This window comes from Luteibacter sp. P4_D7_3, from assembly GCF_056401735.1.
Window position 1 is genome coordinate 1 of sequence record NZ_JBFUIT010000090.1, and the last position, 13,115, is coordinate 13,115.

Sequence of the window (13,115 nt, forward strand, 5' to 3'; positions counted from 1 at the left end):
GCTGCGGGCTTGACAGCATCAAGCGTTGCCTTCGACTGACGGTCTATGTCCGGGCCGAAGCCTCGTTCAAGGCGCATCCGAAGGTCGCGGATGGGGCCAGTGATCTCCTTCGCGATCTCTTCGGGGCCGACTTGCTCCCCGCGCGAAGCGCCATTGGCGTGTCATCACTTCCGATGGGTATCCCCGTCGAGATCGACAGCATCTTTGCAAGATCTTTCGAGGTACGGTAATCGTGGCGGTGCTCAGTAAGCTTTCACCGTTCATGGCGACACTCGCGCTTCTCTGCGCCTTGACGGCGCCTTCGTATGCCGGTGCGGATGATTACAACCGCGAGATACAGCGGTGGCAGAGCGAACGGCTTTCAAGCCTGACGTCTGCCGATAGCTGGCTCAGCGTGACAAACGCTGACATCTTACAGAAGGGCATCAGCCGCATAGGGTCCGGAGCAGACGAAGACATCGTGTTGTCGACCGGTCCCTCCCACCTCGGCCTTCTGACCTATGCAACGGATGGGACGATCAGCCTCGCGCTAGCCAAGGGCAGTCGCGTGTCGATCGATCCTGAGCCGTCTGTTCATGGCCATATCGAGCCCTTTCACGTGAGCGGCTTGTACTTTGAACCCGACGGCTCCCTGACGCCGGTGAATTCGAAGGCGAGTCATGCGACCCAGCCGACCGTATTGCACGTCGACTCGGCGACACTGAAATTCTATGCCTACGATAGTGATCTGAATCATGGCGAGATGAGGCTCATCGCGACCGATGCTCATGCTCCTGCGCGCGCCAGGTTCCACGGTCTGGACTACTTTCCGGTTGACGCCAGTTGGAAAATTACCGCGCGTTGGGAGCTCCTGGCGTTGCCGCGAGAGGTCGATGTCGCCTATGTGCACGGGACGGTGACGAAAGACAAGATCATCGGGAAGGTCGTCTTCGTCCGGGACGGCAAGCAGTACGAACTACTGCCCTATAAGCAGGGGGACAATGGCGACCTACTGTTTGTCTTTGCGGACGCCACGTCCGGGAAGGAAACGTATGGAGGCGCTCGCTTTCTCTTTGCCTCCGCACCCAAAGACGGAAAAGTGATCCTGGACTTCAACAAGGCCATCAACCCGCCTTGCGCACTGATTCCTTTTCCGAACTGTCCTCTCGCAAGTCCAGAGAACCATCTTGCGGTTCGCGTAGCGGCGGGCGAAAAGAAAGTGGACGACCAGGGCTGGCCAGGCGGCCGATAGCCACAGCCTGGCAAACGAAGCGACATCGACGAAACGTTTGGAACCCGGAAACCCCATGCCACCACAAGCTGCACCTGATCTTTACGCATTCTGGCAGAGCGCGTCGACTCACCGAGTGCGGATAGCACTCAACATGAAAGGCCTGGCTGTGCGCGAGCGGCTCGTCGATCTGGATAAGCTCGAGCAGCGCGCTCTTAACTTCCTTGCGCTCAATCCCGCGGCCACGATCCCCATCCTGGTGGAAGACGGCCGATCGCCATTGACACAGTCGATGGCGATTCTGGAGTTCCTCGAAGAGACCGTACCGAGCCCGGCGCTTTTACCTACGGACGTGCATGGACGCGCGCGGGTTCGATCACTTGCGTCCATGTTGGTCACCGATACCCATCCGTTGTTAACCTCCAGGGTGAGAGATTACCTATTTTCAGTCGGTGGATTCGATGAAGCGGCCTGGCGTGCCTGGATGGTTCATTGGTTAACCTTCAATCTCAAGGCCATCGACTGGCGCCTGGCGACGGAATCCGAGACGGGTGATTTTTGCCACGGTGACCGTCCAACCCTCGCGGATATTTGCCTGGTGAGCATCCTGTCCCTCGCCGAGTCCATGAATATCATCGTGGACAGAATTCCCACGGTGGCGCGAATCGTCGCAACGTGCGCATCCCTCGACGCCTTTTCGCGAGCGCATCCGTTGCTCCAGGAAGGTGCTTGAGACACGACCGCTCGCGATGGGTTTTGCTACCCTCTCGCTGCAACTGCCGGCCAGGATCACTAAACTGACGCCGGGATCGGAGTCAGAAAAAGCGGGACGGCGCGACGGGGATATCGTGATAAAGGGTGGCCCCGGTGGATACATAAATCAGGCGGCGATCAGGACGCCGGCTTCGAGGGCGTCGAAATATTCGCGCGTCAGGCGCGTCTGCGTAACGGCATCTTCGGCGCGATTGACGACGTCGCGGAAGGCGGCGTTTTCCGGGCGGTCCTTCGCGTACCAGCCCAGGTGCTTGCGAGCGATGCGCACGCCCATCTTCTCGCCGTAGAACGCATAGAGATGGTCGAGGTGACCACACAGAATGTCGCGTACTTCGGTGGGCGTGGGCTCGTCGAGGTGATTGCCTGTCTCGAGGAAGTGCGCGATCTCGCGGAAAATCCACGGGCGTCCCTGTGCGCCGCGGCCCACCATGATCGCGTCGGCACCGGTCGCCGCGAGTACATCGCGAGCTTTCTCCGGGGTGACGACGTCGCCATTCGCCATGACCGGAATACGCACACTGGCTTTCACCGCGGCGATCGTGGCGTACTCGGCATCGCCTTCGTATTTGTCGGCGCGCGTACGGCCGTGGACGGCGAGCGCGGCAATGCCCGCATCTTCGGCGATGCGTGCGATGGTCAGGGCATTACGATTGTCGTGATCCCAGCCGGTGCGGATCTTCAGCGTGACCGGAATGTCGACCGCCTTGACCACGGCGGCGAGAATGCGTGCCACCAGCGGTTCGTCCTGGAGCAGCGCGGAGCCCGACCACACGTTGCAGACCTTCTTGGCGGGGCAGCCCATGTTGATATCGACGATCTGCGCACCATTGTCCGCGTTGTACTTCGCGGCCTCGGCGAGCATGCCAGGGTCGTAACCGGCGATCTGCACGCTCACCGGTTCGGGCTCGCCGTCGTGGTCCATGCGGCGTAGCGACTTGGTCGTGTTCCAAAGGCGTGGGTCGGCGGTAGTCATCTCGGACACGGCCAGACCCGCTCCCATGCGCTTGCATAGAAGGCGAAAAGGCTTGTCGGTGACGCCAGCCATGGGCGCAAGCACCACGCCGGGTGCGATGGAGTAGGGACCGATGCGCATGAGGCGATTTTACGCGATCCGCGCCGGCGCCGCGTACAGGCCGCTCCGGACGGCTCAGCGGGCGGTTCTGGCGGTCTTTTTCAGGGCAGCGACGGCGTGGGCGGCGTTTACTTCGAGCATCCCTTTCTTCTGGACACTGCTGCTCAACAGGATCGTATGGACGGACGCCGGGTCGAGGTCGGGATCCAGCGAGAGCATCAGCGCGACGATGCCACTGACGTGCGCGGTAGCCATCGAGGAGCCCGAGGTGAAGTCATACCCGCCGCCGGGCTGGGTGGTCAGGATGTCGTTCCCCGGCGCACTGACCACCCCGGGAGGAGCGGGCGTCGTCGCGCTGGTCCGGACCACGATGACGCCGGGGGCGCCATCGGGAAAGCCACTCAGCTTGCCGTCCGGTGGCATGGCGGTGATGACAATGCGGCCTTCGTGAAGAATCTTCGCCAGCAGCATGCTGAGCAGCGGATCGGCAGGCCCTCCAAGGCTTAGGTTGACGATGCGCGCGTTCGTATCGTTCACCGCAGCGAGGGCCTTGGCCAGGGTGAACGAATTACAGCGCGCGCCGCCCCCGGCTTCCGGGGAATACCAGCAGGCCTTGTAGACGCTGAGCCTGGCCTTGGGTGCGATGCCGACCATGCCCTGATGGTTATCGCCGACGGCAGCGATGATCCCTGCCACTTCAGTGCCGTGACTGTCGTGATCAAAGGTTGAGGCATCGTTATCGACGACGTTGCGCGTGTCGCCGATATGTCCGATCAGGTCTGGGTGGGTCATGTCGACCCCGGTATCGACGATGGCAACACGGACACCTTCGCCCTGGGTCGAATTGTGTGCGAGCGCAGCGTCCGTTTCGACGAACCCTCGTTGGAGATCGGCATAGGGGTCGTTGTATTTGTGGGCTTCGCTGCTACCGGTGCCGCCGCCGGCATCGTTTGAATACACCGAATAATCCTGCAGCGGTTGCGCAAGCTTTACACGCCCGTCCTTCTGCAGGGCAGCGATGAGCTGGTCGCGATCGACACCCGGCGCAGGGTGCAGCACGACGCAGTAGRGATCCAGCGCCTTGATCGGCCAGCCACTCACTTCCTGCAGGGCGTAGTGCTCTTTCAGGTCCGTCAGTTGGGAGATTGCATGCTGGCCGGCACCGTACTGCGCCGACGGCGTGTAACCGAGCAGGCTGGAGCCGGCGTGCGTGGCAGCCGGCTCCAGGGGATTGGCTACCGCGAGGACGATGTCACGGCGGCTGTCCATGCGATCGACCGAGCCGGCGGGCGTGACGCTCGCTTTCGTATCGGCCGACGTCGTGGGCCGCGCCAGGGTGCAGCCCATCAGCGATGCAAGCAGGACGCAAAGCGTGACCGCCCCGATCTTCATGGACTGGCGTTCACCGGCTCGGCGAGGCGGACACCGTGCGCGCTGCGCAGGCGCTGCACCACCTGGGTCGATGCCGCGGCACCGCCCGCAGGCATGACCGTGTACGCGCCCACGTCATTCGGGCCACCGATCACCTGCAACTGCATCGAACGGAGCAACGTGTTCCAGTCGGCGAGCTTCATGCCGGTGTCGGGAACGACGTGTATGGCACCCGCCGGCACGTGCGCAGCCTCCTGGCTCAAGGTGCGGTAGGCCGGCAGCGGTGTGCCTTCGGCCCAGAACCGGGCGCCCAGCGTACCCAGCCCGACCGCCTGGATGAGGACAGCCGCCACCAGTGCACGGGTCAGCCAGCTCCCGCCGGCACCGCGTGGGCGCGCGGTCTCCATCACCGGAGCATCGATGCGGGCGAGCAGTCGGCGCAGGCCGAGTTCGGGATCGATGGACACATCCGCCGGCAGCGACATCGCCAGGCGCAGGCGCTTCTGCTGTTCGAATTCGGCGCGGCAGCCATCGCATTCGGTCAGATGGCTCATCAGCCACTCGGTCTGTTCCTGAGCCGCGCTGTCTTGGAGTACCCAGGGCATGGCTTCCCAGGCGCGGGCGCAATCGCGGCCGGTATCCGTCGGCATCCTCATGGCGCATTCTCCTTCGTAGCGGATGTGACACCGGCAAGGCCCGGAAGCACGTTACGCAGTTTCACGCGGGCGTGGAACAGGCGTGCTTTCACGGTGCCGACCGGGCACTGCATGATGACGGCGACGTCGTCCAGGCTGTGGCCGACGCCGTAAACGAGTTCGACCACGACCCGCTGGTCTGCCGTGAGGCGGTCCAGCCCCTTGCCCAGCCAGTCGCGCAGTTCACGGTCTTCATCGGGATCGTGGGAGGGCATGCGATCTTCGGGGACCGAGTCCTCGTCCACCGGTTCGCTGCCATGCTGGCGCAGCGCCTTGAGCCCACACCGGTAGGCGATGCCCATGATCCAGGTAGAGACGCGCGAGTCGCCGTGGAAACTGCCGGCTTTCTGCCAGGTGATCCACAGGCAGTCGTTGATGACTTCCTCGATGATGTCCGCGCGGCGTGTCAGGCGTGACAGAAAACGGGACAGACGCCCGTGATAGCTCCGGTAGAGCACGCTGAGTGCCGTGCGGTCGCCCCCCGCCATCCGTTGCAACAGGAGGCGGTCGGTGGTGTCGGCGTCGGTGTCCGCGTTAGTCATGGTTTCGTCGGAGCAAGTCGGGAGGCCAGCGTAAGTACCCCTTTGAAGGGGAAAGGTTGCGCCGGCTCAGAACGTGCGTGAGACAGTCGCATTCCATTGTGAGACTGCGGGAGACCCGTCAGACCGCGGGGCGTGCTGGGTCATGATGTGCTTGAGCTCGACCCGCCACCTTTCGCTCTCCCATATGAGGCCGGCATGCCCGTATTGGTAGCGGGGGTACTCACGGTTGTAGGGCGGATTGAAGTACTGGGCCGTGCCGACGCCGGCCGACACCGCCAGCTTCCAGGCCAGTGGCCAGCGGAAGCCGATATCGGCGGCCCCGCGCGGTCCGCGACCGCCCGTATGAACGAGCTGGGCCGCGGAGACGCCGACGGTGAGGACGTCGCGGTAGATCCAGCTGGCGCCCAGTTCCACACGATCGTAGATGCGCCAGTGCGAATCGTTGCCGTAGCGGTAATAGAGCAGACTCGTCTGCATCTGCCAGTCGGCGGACAGCGACCATGCATACGAGGCCTGGGCCAGGGCCTCGACGATCTTCCCCGGTGCGCGCGTTTCGGTGCTGGCCGAAAGGCCGAGCGACCAGCCCGAGGGCGTCGTCCAGGAAAGTGCGCCCTGGAGGACAGGGGTTTTGGGCGTGACCGCCAGCCCGCGATCGACGAGTTGGTTGCTGACCGCGACCACCCCACCGAAACTCGACGATTGCGCGTGCGCGGCCCTCCCGTGAGCGCTGAGCATTAGCGCCGACACCACGACGCCCAGCCGCGCACAGGCACACGTCGGCAGGGTGGCGAACCACCGTGCCGACCGCGTACCCCTGTGTGTGGACCCGGGGTGGCTTTGCCGCATCACTTCGTCATACAGATATCGTCAGTGCACGCTGCTCAGGTAAGACAGGAGATCGTCCAGCTGCTTGGCGTCAGTGAGTCCATCGTATTTCATCTTCGTGCCTGGATTGGCCTGTTTGGCCGGTTGGGACAGGTACCAGTGGAGTTTGTCCGCGGTCCACGTCCAGTTCGCCTGCTTGAGCGCATCGGAGTAGCTGTAGTCGGCGATGCTGCCCGACTGCCGCCCGACGATACCGAAGAGGCTGGGGCCTTTCTTGTTGCGGCCCTCCTTCACGGTATGGCACTCGGCGCATTCGGACTTGAAGACATCGGCACCGGCTGTCGCGTCGCCGGCCCGAACGGCGGGGGAGGCCGCGAACCAGCCGAGGATCAGGCCGGCCACGGCAACGCCGTGCAGCCACCGGCCCGGATGCGCCTCAGAACGCGAGGCTGGCGGAAAGGGAGAAAGCATTCAAATCTCCTGCATTGGTTGGACGGACGCCGGGAGGGGCGTCGAAGATGTTGTGGTCGCGCCCGTTGAAGCGCGTGACGCGGAACCAGGTAGCGGCCAGCTTCAGGTTGGCGATCGTGGTGTACGAATCGTCCTTCCCGAACGGGGCCCAGAACAGCGTAATCAGGTTCGAGGTGCCGTCCGGATCGCCGTAGGGCAGGTAGCGCGCGCCGTCGTTCGATCCGGTACTCAACAGATGCGATACCGAGAGGCTGTACGTCTGGTGGAAGGTGTACGTCGCCGTGAGCGTCTGGTCGTGCACGTTGGCTCGGGTCTGCGCTGCCAGGCCCGTCGTCGGGTTGAACAGTGGCGTGCCATAGTGGCGTTGCTCGAGGATATTGACGTAGCTCAGCTGGATGATGTGTTCGCGGTTGCCGAGGTACTGATAGGTCAGGTCGTAGCCGAGGTCGGTGAGGTCATCGCTGGGCCCCGAGCGAGGTATGGATCGCTTGGTCGTGAGCGCCACGACGCCTGCGGAGAAGAACTGACGCTTCATGTCCTTCATGTATGCGAAGCGAAAATAGCCGGTGTCGTGCAGCTTTCCCGGATCGCCGCCGATGTTGTAGCCGAGATGATCCTGATCGGACGTGGGTAGCGACCGGTAGGTGCCCACTTCACCGTACCAGTTGGAATCGTAGAGACCGTACATCGTCGTGCCGATGACACGGTCGGTCGGCGTGTTGGGGCTGCCAGGGCTCAGTAGCGTACCGGTGACACCTGTCGGCACGATAAACGACGCGTTCGGCAAGGCCGCGATCGGATCCTGGAAGCCGGGGCTGTTGTTCACGCTCACGCCGAGCGTGAGGTCCTTGCCACCGAGTTTCAGCTCCTTGAGGACGAAGCGCAGGTCCACGTTGCTCAGCCGCGTGTTGTACGTGTCCTTTCCAGTGTGATCGGCCTCCACCTTCACGAAGCCACCGATCTGGTCGGTAAGACGGCCGGCGACGTAGAGGTCCCCTTCGGTGAGGTCGGTCGTGTTCTTGCCGGTCGCCGGGTTTGTATAGGCTTCCGTCAGCTGGCCCGACACCGGGATCTTGAAACCCTTGCCATCGGTATCGGTATAGCCATTGAGCTTGAAGCGCATACCGTAGGGGGTGAGCTGCGGGCCGTAGGAGCCCGCGTGGCAATCCGCGCAGGCCGAACCGGTCTGCCGCGCATAGGCCGGGATCGCCTGGACCGACGTGCTGGCGAACATCAGCAGTGCGGCGACGGCCCAGCCCAGGTGTGCGGGCCGTGCCCAGCGGGTTGCGCATTGGAGCAATTGGAACAACATGACATCTCCTTGTTTTCGGGCGGTCAGCGACGGCGTTTTGGCCACATCCGGCGGAGAACGCCGTCGCGCATGACGAAGTGGTGCCAGAGCGCAGCGGCGATATGCAGGCATACCAGTCCCAGCAGCACCCACGCCGCATTCAGATGCCAGGCCTGCAGGCTGTCAGCGAGGTCTTCGTCGGGCGCCACGAGGTTGGGCAGCGTGGCGCCGAAGAAATGGGCGGGTTTGCCTTCTGCGCTGCTGAGTGCCCAGCCGAGCACTGGCAGGGTGACCAGTAAGGCGTAGAGGGCGACATGGGTCAGGCCGGCAGCGGCGCGTACCGGCCATGGCGACTCCCCGGACGGGGGCAGTTTGCCGACCCGCAGGCGAACGAAGACACGGACCACGAACAGTGCCAGGACGAACAGGCCGAAGTGGCGATGGCCTTCGAGCAACCAGGCGCGCACATCGCGTCCGTCGAGCTGGTCACGGGTCAGGATGAAGGCGGCGGCCATCGCCACGCAGATCACGGTGAGCCAGTGCAGTACGCGCAGCCGCCGCGGCAGGGGTACCAGGGCCGACTGGCCCTTCGCCGGCCGGCCCTTCAGCGGGCCGCCTTTCAACGGAATCAGCGGATTCATTCCCATGCCCGAGTCGCCCTTCACATCGAAGCCAATGCGGTTGAGTGCCGCGTGGGCGGCGGAAGGTTGTCGCAACCTTTGGCGATAGGGCCGGCACTCAAGTTCGTACGACGCCATCAACGAAACAGTGCCTGGCCTACACCATGGAAATCGAGCGAATCCAGTTACAGAAGCACGGCGATAGCCGGGGCATGCTCGTTTCCCTGGAGCAGAACCGGAACGTGCCGTTCGAAATCCGGCGGGTGTACTACATCTTTGCCAACACGCCGGATGTGCATCGCGGTCAACATGCCCATCGCCACCTCACGCAGCTGGCGGTGCCCGTGCGCGGCTCGGTCACGCTGTTGCTTGACGACGGCACCGGTCCGGCGACCGTCGTGCTCGACGATCCCACGCAGGGCCTCCTCCTCGGCAGCATGGTCTGGCGCGAGCTTTACGACTTCAGCGACGACTGCGTCCTGATGGTGCTGGCGGATCAGTTCTACGACCCCGCCGACTACATCACCGACTACGCGCAGTTCCTGCGGGAAGTGCAGGGCACGCGCTACGTGGAAGGGCTGGCCCTGTGACGAAGTTCGCGTAATGGACGTACCCTTTCTCGATGTGCGTGCCATCAATGCGCGCCATGCCGACGAACTGAAGGCCGCCGCGGCGCGCGTCATCGACTCGGGCTGGTACGTGCTCGGCCAGGAACTGGCCGCCTTCGAAAGCGAGTTCGCTCAATGGTGCGGTCTGCCACACGCCGTAGGTGTGGGTAACGGGCTGGATGCGCTGTCACTGATCCTTCGCGCCTGCAAATCCCTCGGCCGGTTAGCCGATGGCGACGAAGTGATTGTTCCTGGCAATACGTTCATCGCCAGCTTCCTCGCGATCACGCAAAGCGGACTGGTTCCCATCGCCGTCGAGCCAGACCCGTCCACCTTCAATCTCGATCCCGCGGCCATCGAAGCGGCCATCGGACCGCGGACGCGCGCGATCATGCCTGTGCACCTGTATGGCCAGTTGGCCGATATGCCTGCCATCACCGCTATCGCCCATCGGCATGGCCTCCTGGTGATCGAGGACGCGGCGCAAGCCCATGGTGCCACCTGGTCGGGGCGTCGTGCGGGAGCCTTCGGCGATGCCGCGGCCTTCAGCTTTTTTCCAGCCAAGAACCTGGGTGCGCTGGGTGACGGCGGCGCGGTCGTCACCGCCGATGCCGAACTCGCCACGCGTGTCGCGGCGTTGCGCAACTACGGTTCGCTGGAGAAGTATCGCCATCTCTACCAAGGCGTGAATTCACGTCTGGATGAAATGCAGGCGGCGATGCTACGCGTGAAACTCAAGTACGTGGATGCAGATGTCACCCGTCGTCGGGCGATCGCACGGCGCTACCTCGCGTCGATCCGACATCCCGCGATCGGCTTGCCGACACTCGCGAGCGAAGAACGCCACGCGTGGCACCTGTTCGTCGTCCGCAGTGCCCAGCGCGATGCGTTGCAGGCGCACCTGCTGGCGGAGGGTATTCATGCCCAGGTTCACTATCCCGAGGCGCCGCACCGGCAGCCGGCGTATGCCGGAGCGCTGCCTGTGAGCTTGCCCCTGACGGAGTGTCTGCATGACGAAGTCCTGAGTCTTCCGATCGGACCGACACTCGGCGACGAGGCGGTCGAACACGTCATTCGGGCGTGCATGAGCTTCCGGCTGTCGACATGAGCCTGGCGCGCGCCGGTTTCTATTCAGCGATAGGCACCGCCGCGCGGCTGCTGGCCGGCCTGGTCGTCATCAAGCTGGTGGCATGGTTCGCCGGGCCCGAGGGCGTCGGCCGGCTGGGGCAGTTCATGAGCCTGATGTCGCTGCTGGCGGTGCTTGCCGGCGGTGGTATCAGCGCCGGCATCGTCAAGTACGTGGCCGAGTATCGCGGCGACCCGCAGCGCCTTTCGCGGCTACTTGCCGCCGCACTTTCCTATGCGCTGTGCGCGTCGTGCCTAATGGGCGTGGCGGCCCTGGTTTTCAGCCGGCAGCTGGCTGTCTGGATTCTCGGCGACGCCGGTTTCGAAAGCCTGATCCGCGTTCTCGCAGTCGCCCAACTGGGGATCGCTGCCGTGAACTACGTGCTGGCCGTAATCAATGGCTTCATGGACGTACGACGACTGGCCTTCATCCAGGTCATCGGCTCGGTCTTAGGCATCGCCATGGCGGTATGGCTGGCCAGCCGCTTCCAGCTCTATGGCGCGTTGCTCGCCCTCGTGCTCGGTCAGTTGGCCTGGCTTGCGGTGGCTTTGCCGTCGTGGTGGCGCAGCCCGTACTTCCGTCAGAGCCTGCCGCGGCTGCGCTTCGATCGGGAAATGAACGGCCGGCTTGCCGCCTTCTCGTTGATGACGATCAGTTCGGCCTTGCTTCCGCCGCTGGTGAACATCGCGGTACGCGATCACCTCGCTCTCCAGTTCGGCTGGCAACAGGTCGGTAACTGGCAGGCCGTGAGCAAGGTGTCGGACGCCTACCTGCTGTTCCTCACCGCGGCGATCAACATCTACTACCTGCCAAAGCTCGCCTCGATCAGTGAACGTGGAGCGCTGGTGGGCGAGTTGCGTAGTGCCTACCGGCACATCCTGCCGGTCGTGCTCTTGCTTGCCGCCCTGGTGTACGTCGCCCGCGACTGGGTGACGCGGATTCTCTTCAGTGCAGACTTCACGTCGGCCGAAGGGCTCTACGCACCGCAACTGGTAGGCGACGTGGTCAAGATCGCATCGTTCGTCCTGTCCTACGTGATGCTGGCCAAGGCCATGACCCGCCTGTTCGTGGCCTCCGAGATCGCCTTCGGCGTGAGTTACCTGCTGCTCGTCTACCTGTGCACGGCRCATTTCGGCCTGGTCGGCGCGATGTACGCCTTTGCCATCAACTACGTGGGCTACCTGATCTTCAACTTGCTGGTGGTCCGGCACTACCTCGGAGGGCTGCGTACATGACCGTCGACCTATACGAGTGGTCACACGCTCCGCTGGTATCGATACTGATTCCCGCGTTCAATCACGAGAGTTTCGTGCAGCGATGCCTGGATAGCGTGCTCGAGGATCCGTACCCGGCCAAGGAGATCGTCATCATCGATGATGGATCTACCGACCGCACGGCCGAGCGCATCGCCCATTGGGTGGCGGCCCACGGCAGCGAGATTCCCGTCGAATTCGTCCGCCGCGAGAACCGCGGTATCGCGGCGACCCTCAACGAACTGGCCGCCCGCTCACATGGGGAGTTCCTGCGCATCGGCGCCAGTGACGATTACCTCTTGCCTGGTGGCCTGGAGGCGCAGGTTCGCTACCTCATGTCGCACAGGAACAAGGGTGCGGTCATCGGCGATTCGATCGTCATCGACGGCGAAGGCAATCGGCTTCACGACAGTGGAATGATCGATCTGCACGGCGCCGACAAGCGGCTCTACGACTCCAGCGACGGCATCCGTCGTGCCGTGATCGGGCACTGGGCGATCGGTGGGCCGGTCACACTGCTGCGCAAGAGTGTGCTGGAGACCGTTGCGCGCTGGACCGAGGGCCTGCGCATCGATGACTGGGACATGTTCCTTCGCCTGGCCGCACGTGACGCGATCGGCTTTATCGATGTCACCGTGTGTGCCTATCGACTGCATGGCGCCAACTTCAGCAAGACACGGCACACCGCGACGCGCATCGTGAACCTGGTCGAATCGCGCGAGGTGGCGATGAGCCGGCTTTGCCTGTTCGACGAGCCGTATCGCACGCTGCTCCGTGCGCAGGCACAGTATATCGGCGCGAAGATCGCCTTCCTGCAGAAGCGCCACTCACGGGTCGCGCTGCACCTGGCTGCCTACGTTTCCCTGCTTGTGCTGTCCAGGCTGCGGCTGAATCGCGCCGCGCACCCCCACGTGGAGGGCGTATGAATCGTATCCTCCGCCAGCCATCGAGCTATATCGCGTGGCCGTTGTTGTTCGCTTGCGGGCTCACAGCGCTCGCCTACGATCTGCCAGCAGGGTACCTCGAAGGCATGTTGCTGCTGGTGATGGCCGCCGTCGGCATCATCCTCGTCGATGCCTTCGCAGCAATCCGCCTGCCTTCGATCGCGCGATTCCGCGCCCGTGATTACACGGGCAGCCGCGAAGCCTTCGTCGCCCTCGTTTTCGCCGCGGTCGTGATCGTCTTTTGCGGTCTCGACCTGGCGCTGTTTCCCATACCGTTGATCGACAATCCGGCCTCGTACGCCACGATGGAGCC

15 protein-coding genes and 1 pseudogene are annotated in these 13,115 nt (G+C 63.6%); 8 read left to right on the forward strand and 8 right to left on the reverse strand.

From position 1 onward, the window contains the following. The 3 genes from AC1DSN_RS10365 to maiA all read left to right on the forward strand — a co-directional run. Nucleotides 1-230 (forward strand): RidA family protein (locus AC1DSN_RS10365; protein ID WP_477330592.1); only part of this gene is annotated, 230 nt, incomplete at its 5' end. Between the two features lie 2 nt (nucleotides 231-232). Further along, on the forward strand, nucleotides 233-1,231 hold the full coding sequence (locus AC1DSN_RS10370; protein WP_477293750.1) for a DUF1684 domain-containing protein: 999 nt from the start codon (nucleotides 233-235) through the stop codon (nucleotides 1,229-1,231). Between the two features lie 55 nt (nucleotides 1,232-1,286). Next, a complete protein-coding gene (gene maiA / locus AC1DSN_RS10375; protein ID WP_477293748.1) occupies nucleotides 1,287-1,943 on the forward strand; it encodes a maleylacetoacetate isomerase in 657 nt (218 codons plus the stop codon). A gap of 147 nt (nucleotides 1,944-2,090) precedes the next feature. On the opposite strand, the gene dusB is transcribed toward maiA, so the two are convergent. From dusB to AC1DSN_RS10415, 8 genes are all read right to left on the reverse strand, one after another. Continuing rightward, on the reverse strand, nucleotides 2,091-3,077 hold the full coding sequence (gene dusB, locus AC1DSN_RS10380) for a tRNA dihydrouridine synthase DusB (protein ID WP_477293746.1): 987 nt from the start codon (nucleotides 3,075-3,077) through the stop codon (nucleotides 2,091-2,093). Nucleotides 3,078-3,131: 54 nt separating this feature from the next. Beyond that, nucleotides 3,132-4,448: a S8 family serine peptidase gene (locus AC1DSN_RS10385; protein WP_477330594.1), complete on the reverse strand. Its 1,317-nt coding sequence runs from the start codon at nucleotides 4,446-4,448 to the stop codon at nucleotides 3,132-3,134. Continuing rightward, nucleotides 4,445-5,083 carry an anti-sigma factor gene (locus tag AC1DSN_RS10390; protein WP_477293742.1) on the reverse strand — a complete coding sequence of 213 codons (639 nt, stop codon included), beginning with the start codon at nucleotides 5,081-5,083 and terminating at the stop codon, nucleotides 4,445-4,447. The genes AC1DSN_RS10385 and AC1DSN_RS10390 overlap by 4 nt, the downstream gene beginning before the upstream one ends. Further along, a complete protein-coding gene (locus AC1DSN_RS10395; protein ID WP_477293740.1) occupies nucleotides 5,080-5,664 on the reverse strand; it encodes a sigma-70 family RNA polymerase sigma factor in 585 nt (194 codons plus the stop codon). Before AC1DSN_RS10395 ends, AC1DSN_RS10390 begins: the two co-directional genes overlap by 4 nt. Nucleotides 5,665-5,730: 66 nt before the next feature. Continuing rightward, nucleotides 5,731-6,510, reverse strand: a complete 780-nt coding sequence (locus AC1DSN_RS10400) for a TorF family putative porin (protein WP_477293738.1) — start codon at nucleotides 6,508-6,510, stop codon at nucleotides 5,731-5,733. A gap of 21 nt (nucleotides 6,511-6,531) precedes the next feature. Then, nucleotides 6,532-6,891 (reverse strand): c-type cytochrome, encoded by a 360-nt coding sequence (locus tag AC1DSN_RS10405; protein WP_477293762.1) that lies wholly within the window; start codon nucleotides 6,889-6,891, stop codon nucleotides 6,532-6,534. Between the two features lie 34 nt (nucleotides 6,892-6,925). Continuing rightward, the gene (locus tag AC1DSN_RS10410) at nucleotides 6,926-8,272 is read right to left on the reverse strand and encodes a cytochrome C (RefSeq protein ID WP_477293736.1); all 1,347 of its coding nucleotides are present in this window, start codon (nucleotides 8,270-8,272) and stop codon (nucleotides 6,926-6,928) included. A gap of 23 nt (nucleotides 8,273-8,295) precedes the next feature. Continuing rightward, nucleotides 8,296-8,826, reverse strand: coding sequence for a cytochrome b (locus tag AC1DSN_RS10415; protein WP_477293760.1), 531 nt, complete (start codon nucleotides 8,824-8,826; stop codon nucleotides 8,296-8,298). A 209-nt stretch (nucleotides 8,827-9,035) separates the two neighbouring features. Between AC1DSN_RS10415 and AC1DSN_RS10420 the strand changes: the two genes are divergently transcribed. From AC1DSN_RS10420 to AC1DSN_RS10440, 5 genes and pseudogenes are all read left to right on the forward strand, one after another. Next, entirely contained in the window at nucleotides 9,036-9,461 is a 426-nt protein-coding gene (locus AC1DSN_RS10420) for a sugar 3,4-ketoisomerase (protein ID WP_063572418.1), read from the forward strand. 13 nt (nucleotides 9,462-9,474) lie between these two features. Further along, nucleotides 9,475-10,587 carry a DegT/DnrJ/EryC1/StrS family aminotransferase gene (locus tag AC1DSN_RS10425; RefSeq protein WP_477293734.1) on the forward strand — a complete coding sequence of 371 codons (1,113 nt, stop codon included), beginning with the start codon at nucleotides 9,475-9,477 and terminating at the stop codon, nucleotides 10,585-10,587. After that, entirely contained in the window at nucleotides 10,584-11,840 is a 1,257-nt protein-coding gene (locus AC1DSN_RS10430) for an O-antigen translocase (protein WP_477293732.1), read from the forward strand. The genes AC1DSN_RS10425 and AC1DSN_RS10430 overlap by 4 nt, the downstream gene beginning before the upstream one ends. Then, nucleotides 11,837-12,784 carry a glycosyltransferase gene (locus AC1DSN_RS10435; RefSeq protein WP_477293730.1) on the forward strand — a complete coding sequence of 316 codons (948 nt, stop codon included), beginning with the start codon at nucleotides 11,837-11,839 and terminating at the stop codon, nucleotides 12,782-12,784. The genes AC1DSN_RS10430 and AC1DSN_RS10435 overlap by 4 nt, the downstream gene beginning before the upstream one ends. Further along, a pseudogene (locus AC1DSN_RS10440) lies at nucleotides 12,781-13,115 on the forward strand (hypothetical protein); the annotation flags it as partial. The gene AC1DSN_RS10435 and the pseudogene AC1DSN_RS10440, both read left to right, overlap by 4 nt.